We start from the raw sequence: 20452 nt of genomic DNA, 5'->3' as shown, positions 1-20452 counted from the left end.
GAAGCCGAAGGTGAAATGCGTGGTCTATGCGGCGCGCCACCCGCTCCTGAATGAAGTTCGGTTCAGGGAATGACACAGCACGAAGGGAGCCAGAATACGTCTGTCTTTGACCCATAACTGCCATTCAACTAAAAGAGCTTTGCGCAGCCCTTCGATGACCAGAACCTGTGCGACGTGCCAGCTTAGGCTGAAAAGTAGCCATCGCCCAGGGGTTTGGAGCCACCACTCCTAATTAGCTCATGGAACTCCAGTCGGATATGAGGCGGCGGTGATCCAGGGGATTGCCAGAGACCGCCTGTCGAGCCATTCTGTGTAACAATTTTGGCATTCATCTAGGCGAAATTCGAATGCGAGGCGCTCATGGCCTGTATCCCTGTCAGTGTAATTCTCCCAGCCCCCATGGATAGTGCGTTTGGATTGATTGCAGAAACCGTGATCGGGCAGCGGTTTTTGGACCACGTCCGCCGACGAACGAAGGGCTTTTTCCCAGGCAGCCCGACACAAGAAGATTTTCAGGACATCTCAATCGGGATTGGAAACACAAACCTTTTGATTCTTTATTTGAAGCTGCATGATGACATCTCGATTAAACAAGTCCTTATCTTGAGCGCCGCATCGCTGTTCAAAATCCCGGACCTGATGACTCACGAACCACCGCGTAGCAAGAAGCCTTCGCGCGCTGAATTTTACGAGATCAAACCGAACTCACCCTCTGGCTTGTCGGCCGGGGCGATAAAGCTGACATTTATTTCGACTCTCTATAGTTCACTAGACTTGCCATACAGGAAGGGCGTCAAATGGACTCCGGATGAAAAGATTCAGATTTTTAAAGGGGTGCCGCTAGGCTTCAATCTAGAGGTTTTTTTCCATTTCAAGCGGGTTTCCCCTGCATTGATCGTCTATGACATCTGCGTTGAGGGCGATCTTGAGAAAATAGCGCTCGCATTGTTGATCGCAATCTTAGCGATTATTCTCGCGCTCATTTTAAAGGGCGGTCGGTTGCCAAACCCGGCACCTGCGCCCATTCCAGCGTTCGCTTGAATACCATGAGGTCCCCCAATGGCTAACGTCATATTAGGCTCTGTAGGGCAGGGCGGGGCGAACAACGCAAGCGATGTCCGCGTCACCCAACGATTGCTCAACGATTCGCTTGCAAGGGAAAAGCAAATGTTACTAAAGGTTGACGGGATTGTAGGGCCGAAAACGATCTCAGCCATTTCTAATTTTCAAAAAAAGAATGGATCTATCGTGGATGGTAGAGTCGATCCCATGGGCCCGACGATTCTGAAGCTGTTTCAACAACACCTAGTCGGTTTGATGGGCAATCTCTATATCGGTCGCTTTGGTATCAACTTTGACAAAGGAGCACTTACGCCAGCGTCATTCTCCGATCCGACAATCGCTTTATTGATTCAGCAGTACGCAGACGCGCTCAGGAAAGACGCATGACCTTTGTCAGTGCGGATTCCTGAACCGCGCGCCCACATCCACAGATGAATTGTCGAAATACCTCCATTTTGCCATCACGACTTGTCGAAAAATACGTCCAAAAATCCATTTCACGAAAACCTTGTCCTGGGACGAGTTTTCCGTAACGCTGGAGCGTTACCGCGCGAAGCCATGAGGCGTTGGTCGAGCCCGAACGTCCGCTCCTGGCGCCCCTTGGCCGCTCGGGACCGCGAACGAGGAACTCTGACCCCAAGCGGCCGGGTCTCTCCCGAAGGGCGAGCGACCGCTGCCGCCGATAGCCGACATTCCCGTGTTAGCTAGACGCGCGCGGGGTCGAATGGAACAGTTCGAGCTCTGGCTATGGCACCTATGCGACTATTCGGCAATTCGTCTTATGCTCGACCCGCGGCCTGATTCCCGAGGACGGTGATTGCCATCGCGCGTGACGCGAGCGCCGATGGAATGCGACCGCTCCAGAGAAGTCGCACGAAATTGATAAGGCCGGGATCGCCGCCGTCATCATTCATCAGCACGGCGACATAGACCTTCCCGTCGGGAACGCGGATCGCATGGGTGGCAAAGCCAGGAATGCCGCCGCCATGCTCGAACATCTGCAAAGGACGGGATGGTCCGAGGCCCCATCCGTAGGCGTAGCTTGTCATCCGGCCGTTGTTTAATTTGAACGGTGCGAAGACCCGCCTCCAGGACTCTGCGCTGAGAAGCTTGCCTGATGAAATTGCGGCGTCCCAACGCGCGAGATCGTCGACGGTGGAAACCAACGCGCCTGCGGCGTAGGGTTGTGTCATGCTGATCGGCGCGACCCGCCTTTTACGGCTATAGCCGACGGCTTTCGGGGTGGAGACGCGCTCGAATCCTTCATAAGCGGTCCCCCTCAGACAAAGCGGCTCGAAAATTTTCTCGGCCATGAACGACGCGTATGGGCCTCCGGAAATCTGTTCGATGATCGCCCCGAGCAGGAAATATCCAGAATTGCTGTAGGCGAACTTAGCACCCGGCTCAAATTGCAATGGTTCATTCTTGAAGTAATCGATCATTTCGTCGACCGACATGTCTCTAGCCATCAAGTCCTTGAAATTCGGCATGTCCGTATAGCTCTTGACACCCGACGTATGGGTCAACAAATGCTCGATTGTGATGCTTCTTCGATGGGTCGGATAGTCGGATAGATATTCACGAATATCCTCCTGGACAGAGAGCTTTCCCTGTTCGGCGAGGATCATGATGGCGACGGCCGTGAATTGCTTCGTCAACGACCCCAATCGAAAGGTCATGCCTGGATCGAGAGCGATTTCGCGCTCGACATCCGCGGAGCCATAGGCGGCGCGGAATAGAGGTTCTCCATTTTTGGTGACAATAATCGCAGCGCCTGGTTCGTCGGGATTGAAACGGCGCGACAGCATGAGGTCGAGCCTTTCCGATAAAGTCTGCGCATGAGTGCGCGCGTTGAAAGCGTGAAACATTCTTGTGGCCTCCGGAAGCCGCCGCACAAGGCAATGATAGAAATATGTCGGAAAAGTTGATCGCCGCGCGACATCCCCGTCTTTTGTCAGTTGATCAGAGAAGGGTCTCAACGCCGATCGGCGTCGTAGACGTTTGAAACTCCAGACCCCGGAGGGATCGAACTCGGGCGATTGTTCGCAGGATACTCATAGCTGACTTCGAGAGGAGCGATCAAAGCGCTCATGTAGAATCGTCGCCGGAAACAACAGCTTGAACGTCGCACCGCCGCCCGGCGTGTCGTCGATCCATATGCGGCCGTGGAGCTTCGCCATCAGCTCTTTGGCGATGGCGAGGACGAGACCCGAGCCGAGCGTCACTTCGCTCTTGCGCCAGAATGGTTCGAAAATCGCCTCGCGGTCAACGGGTGCGACGCCCTCGCCGTGGTCGATCTCTTCCACGACCGCGTCGGAGCGCACTCGGACGAGCACCATTCCCCCGACCGGCTCCGCTCTCAGAGCGTTGACAATGAGATTGGCGACGACCGATTCGACCGCCCGCTGATTGCCGCGAACCAGGATGCCGGGATCGTCGCTCTCGAAAGCGATCTTGCGCTCGCTGCGCCGAGCGAGCGGCGAATGATCGGCGACAATCTGACTACCGTCTCCAATAGATCGACCTCCTGATCGACCGCCGTCTGATTCTCGGAGAGACGCGCCGCGATGAGAAGCTGCTCCACTGTGGCGTGGATACGCCCGCGCCGACATTTTGCACACAAGCAGATTTTGACATGACCGAAATCATTCGAGACATGAATGCTCGCGACGTCGATCGGCTACGCGTGGCGCACGCCGCCGACGCACGCCGCCTGATGGAAGTGCTTCGACGATGCTTGCCTCTCATGGCGCATCCGCGAGGACGGTCGCTGACCGCGTCGATCGCAGCCGCGCGCCGCCGGGACTCGGACCGTCGATGCCGCGTGACCAATGTGTTCGACGCCGGCGACGCCTTCGGCCTCATGTGCCAGGTCGAGGTCGGCGACGACGACGCCCCTGCGATCTTCGCTACGCCCATCGCCGAACTCGCCTTCGACCGACGGCATCCGATCGCGCGCGCCATCGCCGATTATCGACGCCGCCGCGCGCAGACGCGCGTCGCCGACTCGGCATAGCCAACCCCCACCACCGGTGGAGCGCGAAAAGCGTCACGAGACGTTCAGCCGAGCCGTAGGAGATCCTCCGCTGCGAACGTCCGCGATGTTCAGACAAAGCGGTCTCTCGGATCATGCAGGTCGAATGGCCGGTTATGGCGTGACCTTCCCGTCCCGGGACGGCGAACGAGGAACTGTGACCCGAAGGAGACCCAGCCCTGCCGAAGGGCGAACGCCCGCTTCCACCGATAGCTGACATTCTCGCGTCATATCCGGTCATTTGCCATCATGGCCGCGGCCTGCGGGCGCATGGCGCGCCTCTTACTTCTCGTCGGGACCGGAACGAACCGCGGGCGCTGCGCCGAATATGCGTTGAGCCCGGACCAGAAACAATGACGCCGCAATCGATCATCGTCCAAACCGGACCGGCTGCATTTTTCCGAACTCTCTCCCGCCAGAGGGATATTTATCTAGTTTACATGAACAGATACTAGCCCGCCTTGCGTCGCAGAGGGCGCGCGTTCTCACATCGCCGACTCGTTCCATAAGCAGCTTTGCATATTTCGAACAGGAACGCCGGTTGTGGCGATGCTTACTATCTTGGCGCCATTGCACGGCGCCTCTGGCGCAAAAATAAGCCCGGAGCCCACCGTTTCAGCATTGCGTGAATTTGCATTCGTAATGTAAATGTAGCACTTAGCAAAGGATAAGCTGATTAAAAGCCGCTAAAAGCGCCTGCGACAAGTCCGCGTCGACGCTCAGGGACTGCTCGAGGCGCCTCGGCTTGCATTCGATACGGGGGATTTATGCGTTCTAGCTGCGATGCAAGACAAATAGCAAAAGTACATCCAGCGGTACTCGATCCCATCTGCTTTGGACGACCTGCACGCTCCATGGGGGCGCTTTCCGCGACGACGGCGATCACAGCTGTCCTCGCTCTGCCCAGCTTCGCGCTGGCCAATCCGACAGGCGGCGTCGTGGTCGATGGCGCAGCGACGATCTCCTCCACGACGAATGTCACCAATGTCGTCCAATCGACCAATCGCGCCATCATAAATTGGCAGGGCTTTTCGATCGGCGCCGGCGAGACGGTGAATTTCTTGCAGCCCACGCCGATGTCGGTGACGCTGAACCGCGTCGTCGGCAATGAGCAGAGCGTCATCTCCGGCGCGCTCAACGCCAATGGCAAGGTGTTTCTCGTCAATTCTAACGGTATATTGTTCGGCAAGGACGCTCAGGTGAATGTCGGCGGCCTCGTCGCCTCGACACTCGACATTTCCAATGCCAATTTCATGGCTGGAAATTACGTCTTCTCGGGCTCTTCCGCCGCCTCGGTCGTCAATCGGGGGACGATCAAGGCGAGCGAAGGCGGCTATGTCGCTCTGCTCGGCAAGGCCGTCTCCAATGAAGGAACGATCAAGGCGAAGCTCGGAACGGTCGCCCTCGCCTCCGGCGAGCAGATGACGCTCAATTTCGAGGGCGATTCGCTCATCGACGTCACCATCGACAAGGGGACTTATAACGCGCTGGTCGAGAACAAAGGGCTGATCAAGGCCAATGGCGGTCAGGTCGTGCTGACCGCGAAAGCGGCAGACGATCTGCTCTCCGCGCAGGTGAACAATAGCGGGATCATCAAGGCGCGAACGCTCGCCGATCTCACCGGCGGCGCGACGTCGAGCGGCGGCTCGGTGAAGGTCGGCAAGATCAAGCTGCTGGCCCACGGCGGCTCCGTCAATGTGACCGGAAAGCTCGACGCCTCGGCGCCCAAGGGCGGCAATGGCGGCACGATCGAGACGTCCGGCAGCAAGGTGACGATTGCCGACAGCGCGACCATCACGACCGCCGCGGCCAATGGCGCAACGGGAAGCTGGATCATCGACCCAGATGGTTTCACCATCGGCCTCGGCGGCGATATCACCGGCGCGGCGCTGACGACGCAACTCGCCTCGAACAATGTCACCATAGCGTCGACGAACGGCAACGGCGCCGACGGCAACATCTATGTCAATGATGCTGTCAGCTGGTCGGGCAACAAGCTGACGCTTACGGCCACCAACAACATCTTCGTCGATAATGTGATGACGGCCACCGGCACGGCCTCCTTCGCCGGGAATTACGGAACCGGCTTCAATGCGGACGGCTCGCCCAAGGGCCTCTACACGCTGATAGGAACAGCCGATCGAGCCTACACTTATGTCGGCAAGATCAATTTCAGCGGCGCAGGAACCGTGACGCTGAATGGCGACGCATACACCGTCATCAGCAACGCCGCTGGCTTCGCCGCTGTGACGAAAGACCTGAGCGGGCGCTATGTGCTCGGCGCCGACGTCAGCTCCGCGAAGACGCTCGGCGAAGCGAGCGTCTTCACCGGAACCTTCAACGGCTTCGGCCATTTGTTTAATTCACCTTCGCTCTCTGCGACCGGCCTGTTCGGCACCGTCGGCGCCGGCGCGACCATCAGCAATGTCGGCCTGTCCGGCGGATCGGTCGCTGGCGTCGCAGCCGCGAAATCGGCGGTCGGCGCGCTCGCCAATGTCAATCGCGGAACGATCGTCGACAGTTTCGCCGCAATGAATGTCGCTAATACCAATGTCGCCATCGCGGGGGGGCTCGTAGGCGATAATTTCGGCTTGATCGCGCAGAGCTATTCTGCCGGCAATGTCTTTACGATCGGAATCAGCGGCGGCCTCGTCGGCGTGAATGAGGCGAGCGGCAAGATCGTCGACAGCTTCACTCGCCTCAATTCGGCGAACACTGGCCTCATTTTCTCGCAGGACACCACCACCCCGACCTACGCCGGCGGCTTCGTCGGCGTAAACTCCGGCGAGATCGATCGATCCTACACTATCCTCACCTTGCGACTGAACGATACGACCTCCATCGCGGGCGGCTTCGTCGGCAAGAACACCGGCGTCATCGACCAGTCCTATGTGTCAGCCCCGCCTTTATCCACCCTCTATGCGCAAGGGCCTCACGTCGGCGGCTTCGTCGGCGAGAACTCCGGAACGATAACCAATTCCTACACGAACGCGCTCAACACGACCAATGCCTCCGCTGTCTGGGCTGCGGGATTCGCCTATAAGAACTCCGGCGCGATCAGCAATGTCTATGCGACGGAATATTCGGCGGGCAGCAGCTCGACGCCGCTTTATGGCTTTGTGTTCGACAATACCGGCGGCACGATCACCAACGCCTATTGGTCGGCGAGCAGCGCCTCGGGTGCGACCGTCCCCACCGACAGCTCCAGCGCCAAGAGCCTCACCGCGACAGAGGCGGCGACTTTCGCGAGCTATGCGGGATTTGATTCGTCGATCTGGGCCGCCTCGACGTCCGGCTTTCCGATCCTGGCGCAAATACCCGTCTATGTGGCGACGAGCACGGCGCCTTCTTATGGCTCCGCCACATTCTCAGGCGCGAGCCTGTCGCTGAGGACGCTCGGCTTGCAGGGTGGCGGCGGAACGCTCTCGGCGGTCGATAGCGCCGCCTCGACGACCAATAACCCCTTCATCGCGGCGACGAGCAACGGTTTTGTCGACGCCGGGGCATGGAATGCGTCGAGCCTATTGTCCTCGGTCTATAAGAACGTCAAAGGCGTCGTCACCGTCAGTCCGAAAGCGCTGACCATCTCGGGCGCCGTGGCGGACAAGGTCTATGACGGCACGACATCCGCGACCTTGGTGAGTGGCGTCGCCAATGGGGGCCTCGTCGGTCTCGTCGGCAATCAGACGCTGAATATTAATTACACATCCGCCGCTTTCGCGGACAAGAACGCCGGAACCGGCAAGACGGTCAACATCGCTTATACGGTGGCCGACGGAGCCAATGGCGGCAAGGCGAGCAATTATTCCGTCGCCAAGACGACGACGGCGACGGTCGGACAAAAGCCCATCACCGCGACCGTCGCTGGACAAAACAAGGTGTATGACGGCACGACGGACGACGCCATCGCTTGGTCATTGCCCGGCACGGTCGCCGGCGACAATCTCGCGCTCGCCTACGCGACGCCGCAATTCTCCGACAAGAATGTGGGAACCGGAAAAGCGGTCACAGTCTCCGGCCTGACGCTGACGGGAACAGACGCCGGCAATTACCTGCTGCAGAGCACCGCGGCGCAGACGACGGCCAATATCGCGCCGCTGCCCTTGACGATCTATGGGACGCGATCCCCCGACGGCTCTACGAATATCACTGGCGGCAATCTGACGGCCATGAATCTCGTCGCCGGCGATGCCGTGAGCCTCGGCGGCTCGGCGAAGATCTCCGGCGCTGCGGCGGGAGTGCAGACGATCACCGATTTCAGCGGTCTCACCGTCAGCAATCGCAATTACACCGTCGTCGGCGCCGTGGGCTCGGTGGTGCTGGGCTCGCAGAGTCTCGCGCTCGATCATGTCGTCAGCGGCTCGGCGTCGATCGCCACATCCGGCGCGACGACGACCGTCACGCAGACCACCGACCGCGCGATCATCGACTGGTTCCGCTTCTCGATCGCCGCAGGCGAGACGGTGAATTTCGTCCAGCCTTCGGCGAGCTCGGTCGTGCTCAATCGGGTCACCGGCAATGAGCAGAGCATTATCGCCGGCGCGCTGAATTCCAACGGCCGCGTGTTCATCTTGAATTCGGCCGGCGTACTTTTGACGGCCGGCTCGAGCGTCAATGTCGGCGCGTTGGTCGCGAGCACGCTCAATGTCAGCGACGCCAATTTCAACGCGGGCAATTATCTCTTCGTCGCATCCGGCGGTACGGGCTCGGTCGTCGCGGCCGGCGATATCGTCATCGTCGACGGCGGCTTCCTCGCCCTCGCCAGCAACAACGCCGTCGAGCAATCGGGCAATGTGACGGCGCGCGGCGGCAAGGCCTTGCTCGTCGCCGGAAACACGCTGAATTTGACGCTGAGCTCCGCCAATTCGGGATTGAGCAGCTATATCGTCGGCAATCTCGGCGGGACGGCGAAAGTCGGCGGCAAGATCGATCTCGCAGCGACGAGCGGCGATGGCGGGCTACTCGAGACAGCGGGCAAGACGATTTCCGTCGCCAACGATCTATCGTTGAACACCGGAACGAATGGAACATGGTCCTGGACACAGCCGAGCGTCACTATCGGCTCTGCCGGGGTCGCGGCGCAATTCGTCGCGGGAACGCTCGCCGCGCGCAATTTCAACGTCAATGCAATCAACGGCGACATCACGATCAATGATCCGGTGAGCTGGTCCGCGAGCACGACGCTCGGGCTAGGGGCGAGCAATAATATCAATATCAACGCCTCCCTCACCGCGAGCGGCGCGAGCGCCGGCCTCGCGATGAGCTACGGCGGCGACTATACTATCCTATCGCCGGCGACCTATAGCGGCGTCACTTTCGACTCCAATGGCTATCCGATCGCGCTGCTGGCGCCCGCCGGAACGCAATACGCCAGCGTGACGCTGAGCGGCGCGAGCGCCGGCCTGAAGATCAACGGAACGAGCTACACGCTCATCCAGAATGTCGCGCAGCTCGACGCGCTCGACGGCCATGACGCCACCGTCCTCCCCGGGACCACGGCGGCGAGCGTCTCCGGCAATTATGCACTGGGGCAGAATATCGATGCGGCGGGGAAGACCTACACGGATGCGCTGATCGAGAAATTCTCCGGCACTCTGGCCGGCCTCGGCCATACGTTCGCCAATTTGACGATCAATGCGACGGGCGCTGCGAATGGCCGCGCGGTCAATAATCTCGGCCTCATCGGCCAGACCACGGCCGGCAGCCTCATCCGCGATATCGGCGTCGTCGATGTGAATATCAGCTCGACGGGCCTGACCAATGGCCAGCCCGCCAACGGGCAGTTCATCGGCGCGCTGGTCGGCACAAATCTGGCGACGATCAGCAAGGCCTACAGCACGGGCTCGATCCACGGCGACAATGCCGGAGGCCTGCTCGGCATCAGCGGCAGCACCAATGGCGTGTTCACGACCATCTCGGACAGCTTCTCGACCGCCGATGTGAGCGGAACCGGCGGTCAGGGCGGACTGATCGGCTATTCGCAATATGAAAACATCTACCGCTCTCACGCGAGCGGGACGATCACCACGAGCGGAAGCTGCGGCGGCCTGCTCAGCTATGCCTCCAACACGAATGTATATGATTCCTACGCGACGGGAGCTCTCGTCGGCGGCTCGACATCCGCTTTCATGGGCGGCCTGATCGGAACCATTCCCGGCGGCGCCACATCGACCGTAATCAAGAACTCCTTTGCGACCGGCGACGTCACCGGCGGTTACGGTCTCGGCGGTCTCATCGGCCAGGCTTCGGCCGCGATTGCGAATCTCACCATCGACAACAGCTACGCGACCGGCAATGTCACTGGTCAGCAGAGCATCGAGGTCAGCACGACGCCCGGAATTGGCGGCCTGATCGGACGCGTCACTTACGGCTCCAACACGACCTTCGCGGTCACCAACTCCCATGCCACGGGAAATGTGACCTTTACCGGCGGTCTCGGGGACGGCGCCGGCGGCCTCGTCGGCTACATACAGAACGGCGGCTCCTCGAATAGCGGAACCGGCGTGATCTCCAACTCCTACGCCACCGGCAATGTCACCGGATCGACCACCGGATTTGGCGTCGGCGGCCTCGTCGGCTCCGGAACGACGAATATCGCCAATTCCTATGCGACCGGCAATGTGACAGGCAATAATTCGGTCGGCGGTCTGACCGGCTCAAATTTCGGCGGCGCGGTCACCGGCTCATACGCCACCGGCAATGTCGTCGGGAGCACGGGAGTGGGCGGCCTGGTCGGCAACAATGTGGGGGGCTCCATTTCCCACTCCTACGCGACCGGCAATGCGACCGCGCTCGGCGCCACGAACTCCCCCTCCACCACCGTCGGCGGCCTGGTCGGAGGAAACACGGGAGTGATCGCCGATTCCTACGCCGCTGGCGTCGTCACAGGTCCCAGCGGCGCCTATGTGGGAGGAATCGCCGGTACGAATGTGAACGACAGCGGCACCGCCGACAGCACGACGTCGGGCGTCATAAGTAACAGCTACTACAATGCTGAGGCGAATCCCGGCGTGCCGGCGACCAATTTTCCATCGGGCTTGGGATCACGGCCTTCCGCCGGCAACATCAAAGCAGTCGGCCTGACCAGCGCGCAGATCAAGGACGCGCCCGCCTATATCAATGGCACGATAAACCAGGTGTTGGCGGCGCGCGCGGCTGCCGCTGACGCCGCCGCTGCCGCGAGGGCGGCGGCGGCCGCTCGTCAGGCCCAGACGCAGCAAGCGGCGAGCGGCGCCGGCAATGTGATCTCCAATCGGGCGGCGGCGCCGACCTCAGCGCCCGACGGGTCGCTCGCCGCGGCGGGCAGAGCGGCCGTGGAGGCCGCATCCTCCTCGGACGTCGACGCCAATATTCAAGGCGGCGAGCCCGCGCAGACGCCTTTGCCGGCGCTCCGCGCGCATGCGCAGCACGCTTCGACGACGAGTGGACCTCATAAGGTCCGCGCCTCCTCGCCGGGCGCCGGCTATCGCGCCCGCATCCGCAGCATAGAGGTCGACGGCCAGCATTTCGATCTCGGAACAGACCGTAAAAACCCCGCGCCCGCCCCGAAGGCCCAATGAAACGCGCAAGGACCAGAAAGGTCGAGCCCCGAATGTATTTCCGCCCTCTGCTCCTCTCCTGCGCCGCTGCGCCGGCGCTTTTCCTCGCTGCGCCGCGAGCCTTCGCGCAAACCGCGCCCACACCTATGCTGCCCTACAATATCGGCGACGCTGTTCGTCAGGCGGTGGAGTCGCGCCCTATTGCGCCACGCACGAGCGCGCCCGTGCTGCCGCAGCTCGCCGAGCCGCGCTTCACCCTCGCCAGCAAAGAGACGCTCCTCGTCAAGCATTTCATCGTCGAAGGGCCGCTCCTCGTCCAAGAGTCCGAGCTGCGCGAAATCCTCGCGCCATATGAAGGCCGCAAGCTCACGCTCGACGACATTTACGGCGCCGCCGACAAGGTGACGTTGCTCTATCGCGCCAAGGGCTATCTCGTCGCCAAGGCCTATGTGCCGGCGCAAGATGCGCGCAGCGGCTCGTTGAAGATCAAGCTCGTCGTCGGCAAATATGGCAGCGTGCTCGTCAAAAACCCTTCCGCCGTCGACACGGGCTTCCTGCAAGGCGTCGTCGATACGGCGCTCGAGGATGAGGCGCTCATCCACGGCCGCGCGCTCGAGCGCGCTCTGCTCCGGCTCTCCGATCTTCCCGGCGCCGGCGTTCCGCGTATCGTGGTCTCGCCCGGCAAGCAGCAAGAGACATCGGATTTTCAATTCGCCGTGCCGGAAGGCAAGTGTGTCGAAGGCTATCTGCTCGGGGATAATTTCGGCTCGCCCTATACGGGCCGCGACCGTCTGAACGGCGGCTTCGCCATCAACTCGCCGCTCGGCTTCGGCGATCGTCTGTCGGGCTCGGCGATCGTCTCGGAACGCGCGCCGCTCTCGCCAATGGCCGCGTCGCCTATTCGGTTCCGATCGGGCGGGATGGTCTGCGCGCGGAGATCGGCGCCTATCGCACGACTTATGCTCTCGGCGGCGCCTATAAGGATCTCGACGCCACCGGCAGCGCCTATGCGATCACCGGAACTTTGAGCTATGCGCTGATACGCCAGCGCGAGGAGAGCATCTCGTTCTTTGCGAATTTCACCCATAAATGGCTGAACGATAAAATCGCCGACACATCGACCGCCAGTCGCAACATAGCGCTCGGCACGATCGGCGTGACGCGCGACGCGGCGCAGGATTTGTTCGGCCTGCCGCTGGCGACGAGCTCGACGCTCTCCTTCACCTCGGGCTATGTGAATTATCTCGATGTGACGCAGAAGATTCAGAACCGTTCCGGCGCCGATACGGTCGGCAATTTCTATCGCATCAATCTCTCGGTGAATGCGACGATCGCGCTCGATGAGAAATTCTCCCTGTCGACCTATCTGCGCGCGCAAAAGGCGCTCGATGGCAATCTCGACAGCAGCGAGCAGTTCAGTCTCGGCGGCTTCTGGGGCGTGCGCTCCTTCGACGAAGGGCTCGCCGGCGACAGCGGCTATATCGTCACGCCGGAATTGAAATATGCGCTGCCGCAGATCGAGAATTACCGCCATGCGCTCGGCGTGTTCACCGACATAGGCGGCGTCTGGCTGGAGAACGGCTCCTATACGACGACGCAGCGGAGCTATACGGGCGTCAATGATGTCGGCGTCGGCTATTATGCGACCTATGACATTGGCGGCGGCAGCCTGCTGGTGCTGAAGGCGCAAGCCGCACACACCTATGGGACGAACAGCGGCGCGACGGCTTACGACCGCCACACCAAGGGGCTGTTGCAGGTCGGATTCACCTTCTGAGGACGATCGCGCAGGTCAGCAGGACGAATAGGGAGAGCGGTGCCGAAGAAGCAATCAGCGACGCCGCGGCGCCTGACGAAAATCGGCGTCATTGGGGCCGACATCGCCGCGGCGGCGCTCATCGGCCGCGACTGGTCTTCAGCGTGGTTGCCTGTCTTCGTCGCCGGAATGGTCCTCAATTGGCTCGGAATGGCGCTCGACGGGCTGCTCGCCCGGCGCCGCAATGAGACCAGTCGGAAGCTCGAAGTCATCGGCCAGACCAATGACCTCTTGTTGCAAGTGCTCTTGATTGTGATGTTCGGCGCATCGCCTTTTCTATCGCCTCAATCGGCCTTCGTCATTCTTGTCTGCTACCTGCTGTTCTCGGCCTATAATTACCTCCGCACCGTCGCGCATCATGCGCGGCCGATGTCCTATATCGGTCTCGGCCCGAGCGAGTTCCGCATCCTCATGGCCGCATGGCCATTCGTGACGCAGGTCACCGGAGTCGACGAGATTGTGTATGACGGCCTGTCGCGGCTGCACACGGCTATTCTGATCCTCGCGGCCTTTGCGGTGATCGGCCTTGCCGCCAAGGCTCTTTCGGACGCCCGAGAAATTGCTGCGGTGGAATAACGTCCGGCGCGCCGTGCCGATCTCTTCGAAACCGGGACTCACCAGGGAAAATCGGCAGCCGCGCCCCGAAGCGTCGAAAGGCGCCAATAATGTGCTAGAGCCGAGCCGAGGAATAGGACGCGTCCAGCCGCTGCGCGAACGTCCGCGAAATCCAGGAAAACAGGCCTCCGGTCGTCCGTGACGAATGGCCGGTCATGGCGCATCGCTCCCTTCTCTCCTCGTGATCCTGTCGCCGAATTGTGAGGAATGCGGTCGACGAAGCAATGACCGCGGGCGCTGGCCGAACGACCGGACCATCGTCGGCTTCGGTGTGGGTGAAATCGCGCCGCCGTCGAGGCGGCGACGAGCATCGCCATGCGCCCGGTTCGGGACGAAAGCAAATTTGCTCCTGCCGCTCACGGCGCGTCGATCTCGCAAACGCGATCGGTCGTCGATCGGCCGCGGAACATGATGGCTTTGCCGCCGGAGTCGACCATATGGAACAGGCCCTGATCGGTTAGGAAATACCAGGCGGTCGTCGGCGCGCCGGCGAATTCGCGCATCGGATCGCCGGCCGTCACGCGGTCGAGCCGCTGGCCCGCCTTGGCGACGAGGGCGCGAATGAGCTTCATGTAGCGGGGCGCGGCGGCCTCGGCGGCGGCGATGCGCGCGGCGCGATCGGGAAGCTGCTCGCCGCGCCGCCGGACTTCCGCCGCTATGCGTTCCGCGCTTACCGGCGCGAGGGCGGGATGCGCGCGGAGCCATGCGCGATTGAGACCACGCAGATCCTCTGTCTTGTCCAAAGCGAAAAATCGGCCGTCTATCGCTTCGAGCGCGGCGCGTTCGGCGCTCTTGCCGTAATCATGGATGGTCGTCTCCAGGAATTTCTTCAACCGCTCCTCGCCCAGCGATTCGACGAGGCGGACCCCCTCCTCGAAAAGCGCGAGATGCTTTTTCGCTCCGATCGCCGCCAGACCTTCGCGGATCAGTCGCACCGAATCGACATGCCAGCGCGAATTGAGGACGAATTGCGGGAAGCCGCCATTCTCCATCTGTGCCAGATAATAATCGACCTCATAGCTGCGCAGCGCCTCCTGCGACATTTCGTCGAAGCGAATATGTTGCGCCAGCAGATCATTGAGGAAGTCGATATTGGCCTGGACTATGTCATAGTCCGGATCGGTGGAGTTGACCGCGCTCTCGTCGACGACGATCGCGTTTTTGTCGGTGATCGAGATCATTTTGCGCTCCGTCGCGACGATCGGCTGCGTGAAATTGGCGGTGCCGTTCCGAAGGCGCGGATGCGCCTCGGCGCCAAGCGCGCTCATCGATAAAAGGATGCCAAAATGAATCGTGAGATCACGAAGCCATTGTCGCATAAATGTGTCTCCCGCGGGCTGCTCTAGCTCATATTCGAGATCGTCGCACGTCTTCACCGCTGATCGCTTCAAGAAAATCGCAGCGAAAGCCCCAGGCTGTTGCAATCGTGCGAACTCTTGGCGGAGGCCTTCCGGCGAAGGACCGCTCCTGGCGGGACCTCCCCCTTCGGGACGGAGACGAGGAACTCTGACCCAATGCAGCCATTGGTTCCGGTGTCACTCTACCTACGGGGCATGAGCGAGCGCCTCGGGCTACGGGCGGTCGATGAGCTGCCTCGGGATTTGCAATGGTACCGGGTACCGGCATCCTCTAGCGGCGAGGATGGCGCCTCAGGGCCGGATTACGACGCAATATGTCAGCGAGCCAAGGAACAGCGGCTTCGGCGGCCTCATATGCGGCCGTTGATGAGGCATAGGTTGACCCTGAATAATAGCCGAGCGGTGTCCATTCGCCGGCGTCCTCGACATCTCGCCGAAATTCCTCAAATCCAAAAGTGCCATCAGGCCGACAAAAAACATCGACGCATTTTCCGCGTTCGTTGTCCTCGACGCTCGCGAACACCACCCACGACTTGTCGATTCTTTTGGACATGGGCCCAAACCTACCCTCAAGCGTGAACAGAAGCTAAAGGCAATAGCTACGGAAAGGGGCATCCTCCCCTTCCCGAAGGCGACCTTCCCTTTCGGGAGCGCAAAAAAAACGACCCGAAGCGGTCATTTGCGGAATCGGGCAATGGGCCGAGTGGCGCTCCGCATCGCACTGGAAACGGCCGGTCCACGCTTAGGGCGCCGTCCCTCCTGGTGACGCTCGAAGTCGAGGCCTGCGTATCCGATTTAACAGATCCTTGTCATGGCGCGGCTATTCACTGCCGGGAGGTCGAAGAGCCGATTTCGAGGCGCGCATGATATTACTAATGTACTTTGTCACTATTGCCATTATCGGCGCTCTCGCGGCCTTGATGACGGTCCGTGACATGGCGATCATCGTGGCGTTTCTCACATTGGGACTCGGCTTGCCGATCATTTTGTCGGCGACCGTGTTCGTCTACGGCGTTTGCGCCTTGCCCGCCGTCGTCTGTCGGCGCTTCGGCTCGGGCTGGGAAGGCGTCGCGCTCTCCGCCGGGATCATGGCGACCGTCGCCATTGTCCCTGGATACGACGCTCAGAGGCGAGCAGAAGAGGTCTCGATACCCTTCAAGCGATTTGATTTTGCGCCCCCGGGGCTGATCGGGGTGACGTCCCTGGAGATTCGTCGCCGCTCCGCCGATCACGATCAGACATTCATGGATCAGGATGTCTGCGGTTACGAATGCCGCGCTCTGCTCACCTATGGTCGGGTCGAATGGGTGCGGGTCGTCATGGTCGATGGAGCCGCGGCCGGCTCGTTCTACAGGCTCGAGCGCGGAAAAAGCTGCGCCGCGCCTGGCGGCCCGATGTCGGAAACCGCGACTTGCGTCCTGCCGGCGCGAGACTCCGGAGAAGCGCCCGAGTTGACGATCCAATTCGACACCTTGTCGCTCCTTCCAGATGACGAGCCGAGCCCGCTGCGACTGGTGGTTCCAAGGACCACCAAAACCGTGACTGCGCATTGGCGGGAAGGCGGCGAAGCAACTGAAATCCTCCATCAAACGGAAGTCGGAGTCGATGTGGCCTCGGTCCCGGCGATCTGGGGTCCGATCATGGACGGTATGCACAGCGAAGGCCTCGATATCATGAGGCGTCGCATTGTCATCGATCAGATTTCGTTCAACGGGACCTTGGCGCGCCTCGGTCTTTCGCTCGAGCGGCCGGCGGGCGTGGCGGCGGTCGAAACCAAGCCTACGAGCGGGCAGGGCGTCAACGACTTGATGACCAGAGAGGCTCTCGCCGTTCTGAACCTGCCGCGGACCGAGACCTTCGATCCCCAACAGGCAAAGCCGATACACGATTGGCTCGAGCACGCGACCAATATGAAGGAGTGGACTCCACCCTCGATCGACTTCTTGCGCCGCATCGCGCGCGACCGGCGCATCCGGTCGCCCATGTCTTTCGATAGAATATTCGAGCGCAACCCCGTCGTCACGGCGGCGCTGATGCCGGACATGCTTCAAATGATCGCGACCGATGGGATAGGGCCGGATTACACAGCCGCCCGCCAGGCTGCTTACACATTCCCTCGATTGGCCCCCGCGTTTCTCGAGCCCTACGCCGACCAGATCGTCGCGCTGCTCGATCGGGGACCGGCCGTGCAAGAAATATTGCTGCCCGCCGTCGGGCGTCTCGGCGTCGACCCCACGCCTTATCTTCTTCCCTTCGGCGCCGATCTCGATCCGCGGGCGATCGATCGGTTGGCGAGGATCAAAGGCGCATGCTACGCGGACAAGCGCTGGGCGCCGAAACTGGTCGGCCCGCTGAGGGAAGCGCTGAGTTCGAATCCAAAGCGCGAACGCCGTAAGGCAATCTTGGCGGCGATCGCTAATCTCGGTGATCGTGACTTCGTCGTAAGGGAGCTTTCCCATGGGAACGACGAAGCTTGGCTGCTTTCTAAAATCAACCAGTATCTCACGGACAAGCGTTATCAGCCGAACTCGGTCTGCGCCACGATCGGCTGGGATTGAGTGTGGACTTCGCTCGGTGTTGAGCGCTGCGATCGAGGTCTTCGAGATCGGCCAACGTCGAACGTCCACTTTTGGCGCATCGATACCATTTCGGTCGAAAGCCGCTCGTCAAGTTCCAAACTCACACGAGCATTCCGACGTCCATGAAAGGGGCGGACTTCCGAACCTAGCTGCTGCCGCCTTATGATCCGCTGACGCAGCCATTCACCGGCAGTTCATGCGCAGAGCGCGATGCTTACCTTGGTCGTTGCCGCGCCACAATGGTTCGGCATCGATTTCGTTGCCGGATCGCGTGAGTCGCGCACCGGCGGAAGGGAATGCTCATGGACAAGAAGACCGTCGGACTTTTCGGCGCAATTTCGGCCCTGCCGCTCGCTGCGGCGACGCCGGCGGCCGAGGCGAGGACACTCGACGAAGTGATGTCGCCCAGCTCCTATGCGGAGCTTCTGCAACCGATTCCGAACGCCGCGGCGCTCCTGAAAGAGGCCATGGCGCGAGAGGCTTCGCAGCCCGAGCCGGGTATTCAGACGGCGCAATATTACGGCGACCCCTATAACGGCGGTTACGGTTACAGCTACCCCTATTATCGCCGCTGGCGTCACCACCCTCATCACCATCACCATCACCATCACCATGGCTGGGGTTGGGGCGGCGGGGGCTACTACTACGGACCGCCGCGCTATCACCACCACCATCATCACCACCACCATCATCATTGGAATGGCGGTTGGTGGTAAAAATGACCGGTCGCGCCGTTCACGCGCGGCGGTGTCTTTTATTTCTTCTGCGTGGCCGAACGCGCAGCGCCCTGGATGTTGCGATAGGTGCCGTCGAAAACCGTGTCGGTGGTAGACAGCCATTGCGAGTCGGCGCCGAGCGTTTCTCGACTCGCGTGGATGCGTCGCGACTGCAATTCGCGTTCAGCCGCTTCGTCGAAGCTCATGGGCTCCAGCTCGACGTCGCTTTCCGCCGGGATCATTGTGAATTGGGCCATCGGCGTGTCGGCCCGGAAGATATGCGTCTGCCCTTCCGCCGGCGATTTGAACACGAGAAAATAGACCATCGGCCACCATTCGCGGATGATCGCCGGCACGGCGATCGGCGCCGTGCCCGTGCTGTCGGTATAGAAGCTCGGATGCGTCTCGACTTTGATCGCATAACCGGGCTCGGGCTTGAGATCGAGCAGCAACTGATAGGTGTAATAGCTGCCGCCAAAGTCGCGGAAGGGCGGCCAGCTGCGGTCGGGATCGGGCGGAGAGCCGAAGTCGCCGTCGAGAATAAGCCGCCCGTTCTTCGTCGAAACGCGCAGCTCGTTTTTGTAGGGGTAGAAGATTTCGACGCCATATTTGGCGTATTCGGAAAAAGGCACGCAGTGCCAGGCGTGCTCATGCGCGCCATCTGTGCGCTTCTCGGGCTGGCCGGCCCAGCCGGGAATTTCCATGCGGGTGCGGCGGGGTTTGAGATCGTCGCCGCTCATCCGGAATTTGATCTTGTGCATGACGATCTCCCTGAGTTTAGACTCGCCGGCGATAGTGCGGCGCGCTCTGGTTCGGTAGCCACGGCTCTTCCGGCGGCGCGCCAGTCTGCCAGAAAACGTCGATCGGAATGCCGGCGCACGGACGCAAGCCGCCAATACGCAGCTACTTCGGCTTCATTGCGGCGACGAGGTCGAGGAAATTGTGCAAGAGAGTTTTGCGAGGAGAATTCGCCGGAATGGAGTCGTTCGTGTTTGGCGTCCCTCGAGAGTCCCGAGGTGGCGCATCGTTGCCATAGGCGAACAGGGAAATTGGTGCAATCAGCTCCCTCCGATCCGCTCGCACGGTTCGCCAACGAAAAACCATACTGATCAACTACCCAGCGGGGGTGGCGCTGGTCTCCTTATTACCCGCGCGGTAGACATTCTCCGCCGCATTGTGGTTCGATTTCCCCGCTGCGGACGGCGTGTTTTTTGAGGGAACGGCGGAAAGCCGGATGGGATTTTGGACGCAGCTGTTTCCAGGAGCACGGTGACGCGTGATGACATCGCGCACGCCATTTACGCCCGCATCCCCGGCCTCTCCCGTGCGGCCGCAAAAGCCCTGCTCGATTGCGCGCTCGAGGAAATGCTGTCCGCCCTGACCAGCGGAGAAGACGTAAGTCTTCGCGGCTTCGGCACTTTTCGCATCCGCTCCAAAAACGCTCGCCCGGGCCGCAATCCGAAAACCGGCGCCGCCGCTCTCATCTCGTCGCGTCGGGTCGTCGTGTTCAAAGCGGCGCCACATCTCAAATCGGTAGTGGCGGCGTCGGGAGCATCCCCGACCGCCGGCGACTCTCCGTAGAGCTGTCGGCGGCTCCGCGCGGTGTGAGCGCCCATCACCGCGGATGTCGCGAGCCGCGCGCCGCCGCCGGACTCTGCCCCGAATCTTTCGGCAGCGATCGTTTTCATTCGCGCAGACACTGACGACCCTTCGTTCTCGTAGCGGAGGCGCAAT

15 protein-coding genes and 1 pseudogene are annotated in these 20452 nt (G+C 61.0%); 10 read left to right on the top strand and 6 right to left on the bottom strand.

The window, feature by feature from the left end; all coding sequences use genetic code 11:
* The first annotated feature begins 360 nt into the window (after nucleotides 1-360).
* Together METLW3_RS0122760 and METLW3_RS0122755 are read left to right on the top strand one after the other, a co-directional pair.
* Nucleotides 361-1041 (top strand): hypothetical protein, encoded by a 681-nt coding sequence (locus METLW3_RS0122760; protein ID WP_024882048.1) that lies wholly within the window; start codon nucleotides 361-363, stop codon nucleotides 1039-1041.
* Between the two features lie 18 nt (nucleotides 1042-1059).
* Nucleotides 1060-1449 (top strand): peptidoglycan-binding protein, encoded by a 390-nt coding sequence (locus tag METLW3_RS0122755; RefSeq protein ID WP_024882047.1) that lies wholly within the window; start codon nucleotides 1060-1062, stop codon nucleotides 1447-1449.
* Between the two features lie 392 nt (nucleotides 1450-1841).
* On the opposite strand, the gene METLW3_RS0122750 is transcribed toward METLW3_RS0122755, so the two are convergent.
* Nucleotides 1842-2930, bottom strand: coding sequence for a serine hydrolase domain-containing protein (locus tag METLW3_RS0122750; protein WP_024882046.1), 1089 nt, complete (start codon nucleotides 2928-2930; stop codon nucleotides 1842-1844).
* A gap of 186 nt (nucleotides 2931-3116) precedes the next feature.
* The gene (locus METLW3_RS27860; protein ID WP_245267480.1) at nucleotides 3117-3674 is read right to left on the bottom strand and encodes a HAMP domain-containing sensor histidine kinase; all 558 of its coding nucleotides are present in this window, start codon (nucleotides 3672-3674) and stop codon (nucleotides 3117-3119) included.
* 23 nt (nucleotides 3675-3697) lie between these two features.
* On the opposite strand from METLW3_RS27860, the gene METLW3_RS27145 reads away from it, so the two are divergent.
* The 5 genes from METLW3_RS27145 to METLW3_RS0122720 all read left to right on the top strand — a co-directional run bounded on the left by METLW3_RS27145 (nucleotide 3698) and on the right by METLW3_RS0122720 (nucleotide 14026).
* Nucleotides 3698-4078 (top strand): hypothetical protein, encoded by a 381-nt coding sequence (locus METLW3_RS27145; RefSeq protein ID WP_024882043.1) that lies wholly within the window; start codon nucleotides 3698-3700, stop codon nucleotides 4076-4078.
* A gap of 872 nt (nucleotides 4079-4950) precedes the next feature.
* Nucleotides 4951-11655: a filamentous hemagglutinin N-terminal domain-containing protein gene (locus METLW3_RS0122730; protein ID WP_024882042.1), complete on the top strand. Its 6705-nt coding sequence runs from the start codon at nucleotides 4951-4953 to the stop codon at nucleotides 11653-11655.
* A gap of 32 nt (nucleotides 11656-11687) precedes the next feature.
* Nucleotides 11688-12662, top strand: coding sequence for a POTRA domain-containing protein (locus METLW3_RS29370; protein ID WP_348625826.1), 975 nt, complete (start codon nucleotides 11688-11690; stop codon nucleotides 12660-12662).
* Nucleotides 12545-13411, top strand: a complete 867-nt coding sequence (locus METLW3_RS29365; protein ID WP_348625827.1) for a ShlB/FhaC/HecB family hemolysin secretion/activation protein — start codon at nucleotides 12545-12547, stop codon at nucleotides 13409-13411. Before METLW3_RS29370 ends, METLW3_RS29365 begins: the two co-directional genes overlap by 118 nt.
* Nucleotides 13412-13450: 39 nt before the next feature.
* A complete protein-coding gene (locus tag METLW3_RS0122720; RefSeq protein WP_024882041.1) occupies nucleotides 13451-14026 on the top strand; it encodes a CDP-alcohol phosphatidyltransferase family protein in 576 nt (191 codons plus the stop codon).
* A gap of 395 nt (nucleotides 14027-14421) precedes the next feature.
* On the opposite strand, the gene METLW3_RS0122715 is transcribed toward METLW3_RS0122720, so the two are convergent.
* Both METLW3_RS0122715 and METLW3_RS0122710 read right to left on the bottom strand, forming a co-directional pair.
* Nucleotides 14422-15333: a DUF4375 domain-containing protein gene (locus METLW3_RS0122715; protein ID WP_198022870.1), complete on the bottom strand. Its 912-nt coding sequence runs from the start codon at nucleotides 15331-15333 to the stop codon at nucleotides 14422-14424.
* A 361-nt stretch (nucleotides 15334-15694) separates the two neighbouring features.
* Nucleotides 15695-15976, bottom strand: a complete 282-nt coding sequence (locus METLW3_RS0122710; protein ID WP_024882039.1) for a hypothetical protein — start codon at nucleotides 15974-15976, stop codon at nucleotides 15695-15697.
* Nucleotides 15977-16874: 898 nt separating this feature from the next.
* Here METLW3_RS0122710 and METLW3_RS0122705 point away from each other — a divergent pair.
* Together METLW3_RS0122705 and METLW3_RS0122700 are read left to right on the top strand one after the other, a co-directional pair.
* Entirely contained in the window at nucleotides 16875-17981 is a 1107-nt protein-coding gene (locus METLW3_RS0122705) for a hypothetical protein (protein WP_157516660.1), read from the top strand.
* A gap of 323 nt (nucleotides 17982-18304) precedes the next feature.
* Nucleotides 18305-18718 (top strand): hypothetical protein, encoded by a 414-nt coding sequence (locus tag METLW3_RS0122700; RefSeq protein ID WP_024882037.1) that lies wholly within the window; start codon nucleotides 18305-18307, stop codon nucleotides 18716-18718.
* Between the two features lie 38 nt (nucleotides 18719-18756).
* On the opposite strand, the gene METLW3_RS0122695 is transcribed toward METLW3_RS0122700, so the two are convergent.
* Both METLW3_RS0122695 and METLW3_RS27855 read right to left on the bottom strand, forming a co-directional pair.
* Complete coding sequence (locus tag METLW3_RS0122695; protein ID WP_024882036.1) at nucleotides 18757-19479, bottom strand: hypothetical protein; 723 nt, start codon at nucleotides 19477-19479, stop codon at nucleotides 18757-18759.
* 16 nt (nucleotides 19480-19495) lie between these two features.
* Nucleotides 19496-19648, bottom strand: a pseudogene (locus METLW3_RS27855) (NADPH-dependent 7-cyano-7-deazaguanine reductase QueF); the annotation flags it as partial.
* Between the two features lie 339 nt (nucleotides 19649-19987).
* On the opposite strand from METLW3_RS27855, the gene METLW3_RS0122690 reads away from it, so the two are divergent.
* The gene (locus METLW3_RS0122690; RefSeq protein ID WP_024882035.1) at nucleotides 19988-20299 is read left to right on the top strand and encodes an integration host factor subunit alpha; all 312 of its coding nucleotides are present in this window, start codon (nucleotides 19988-19990) and stop codon (nucleotides 20297-20299) included.
* Nucleotides 20300-20452: the final 153 nt, after the last annotated feature.

The organism is Methylosinus sp. LW3, from assembly GCF_000527115.1.
Classification (GTDB): Bacteria; Pseudomonadota; Alphaproteobacteria; order Rhizobiales; family Beijerinckiaceae; genus Methylosinus.
The sequence above is the reverse complement of the archived record's forward strand: the minus strand, read 5'-3'. Positions and strand labels throughout refer to the sequence as shown.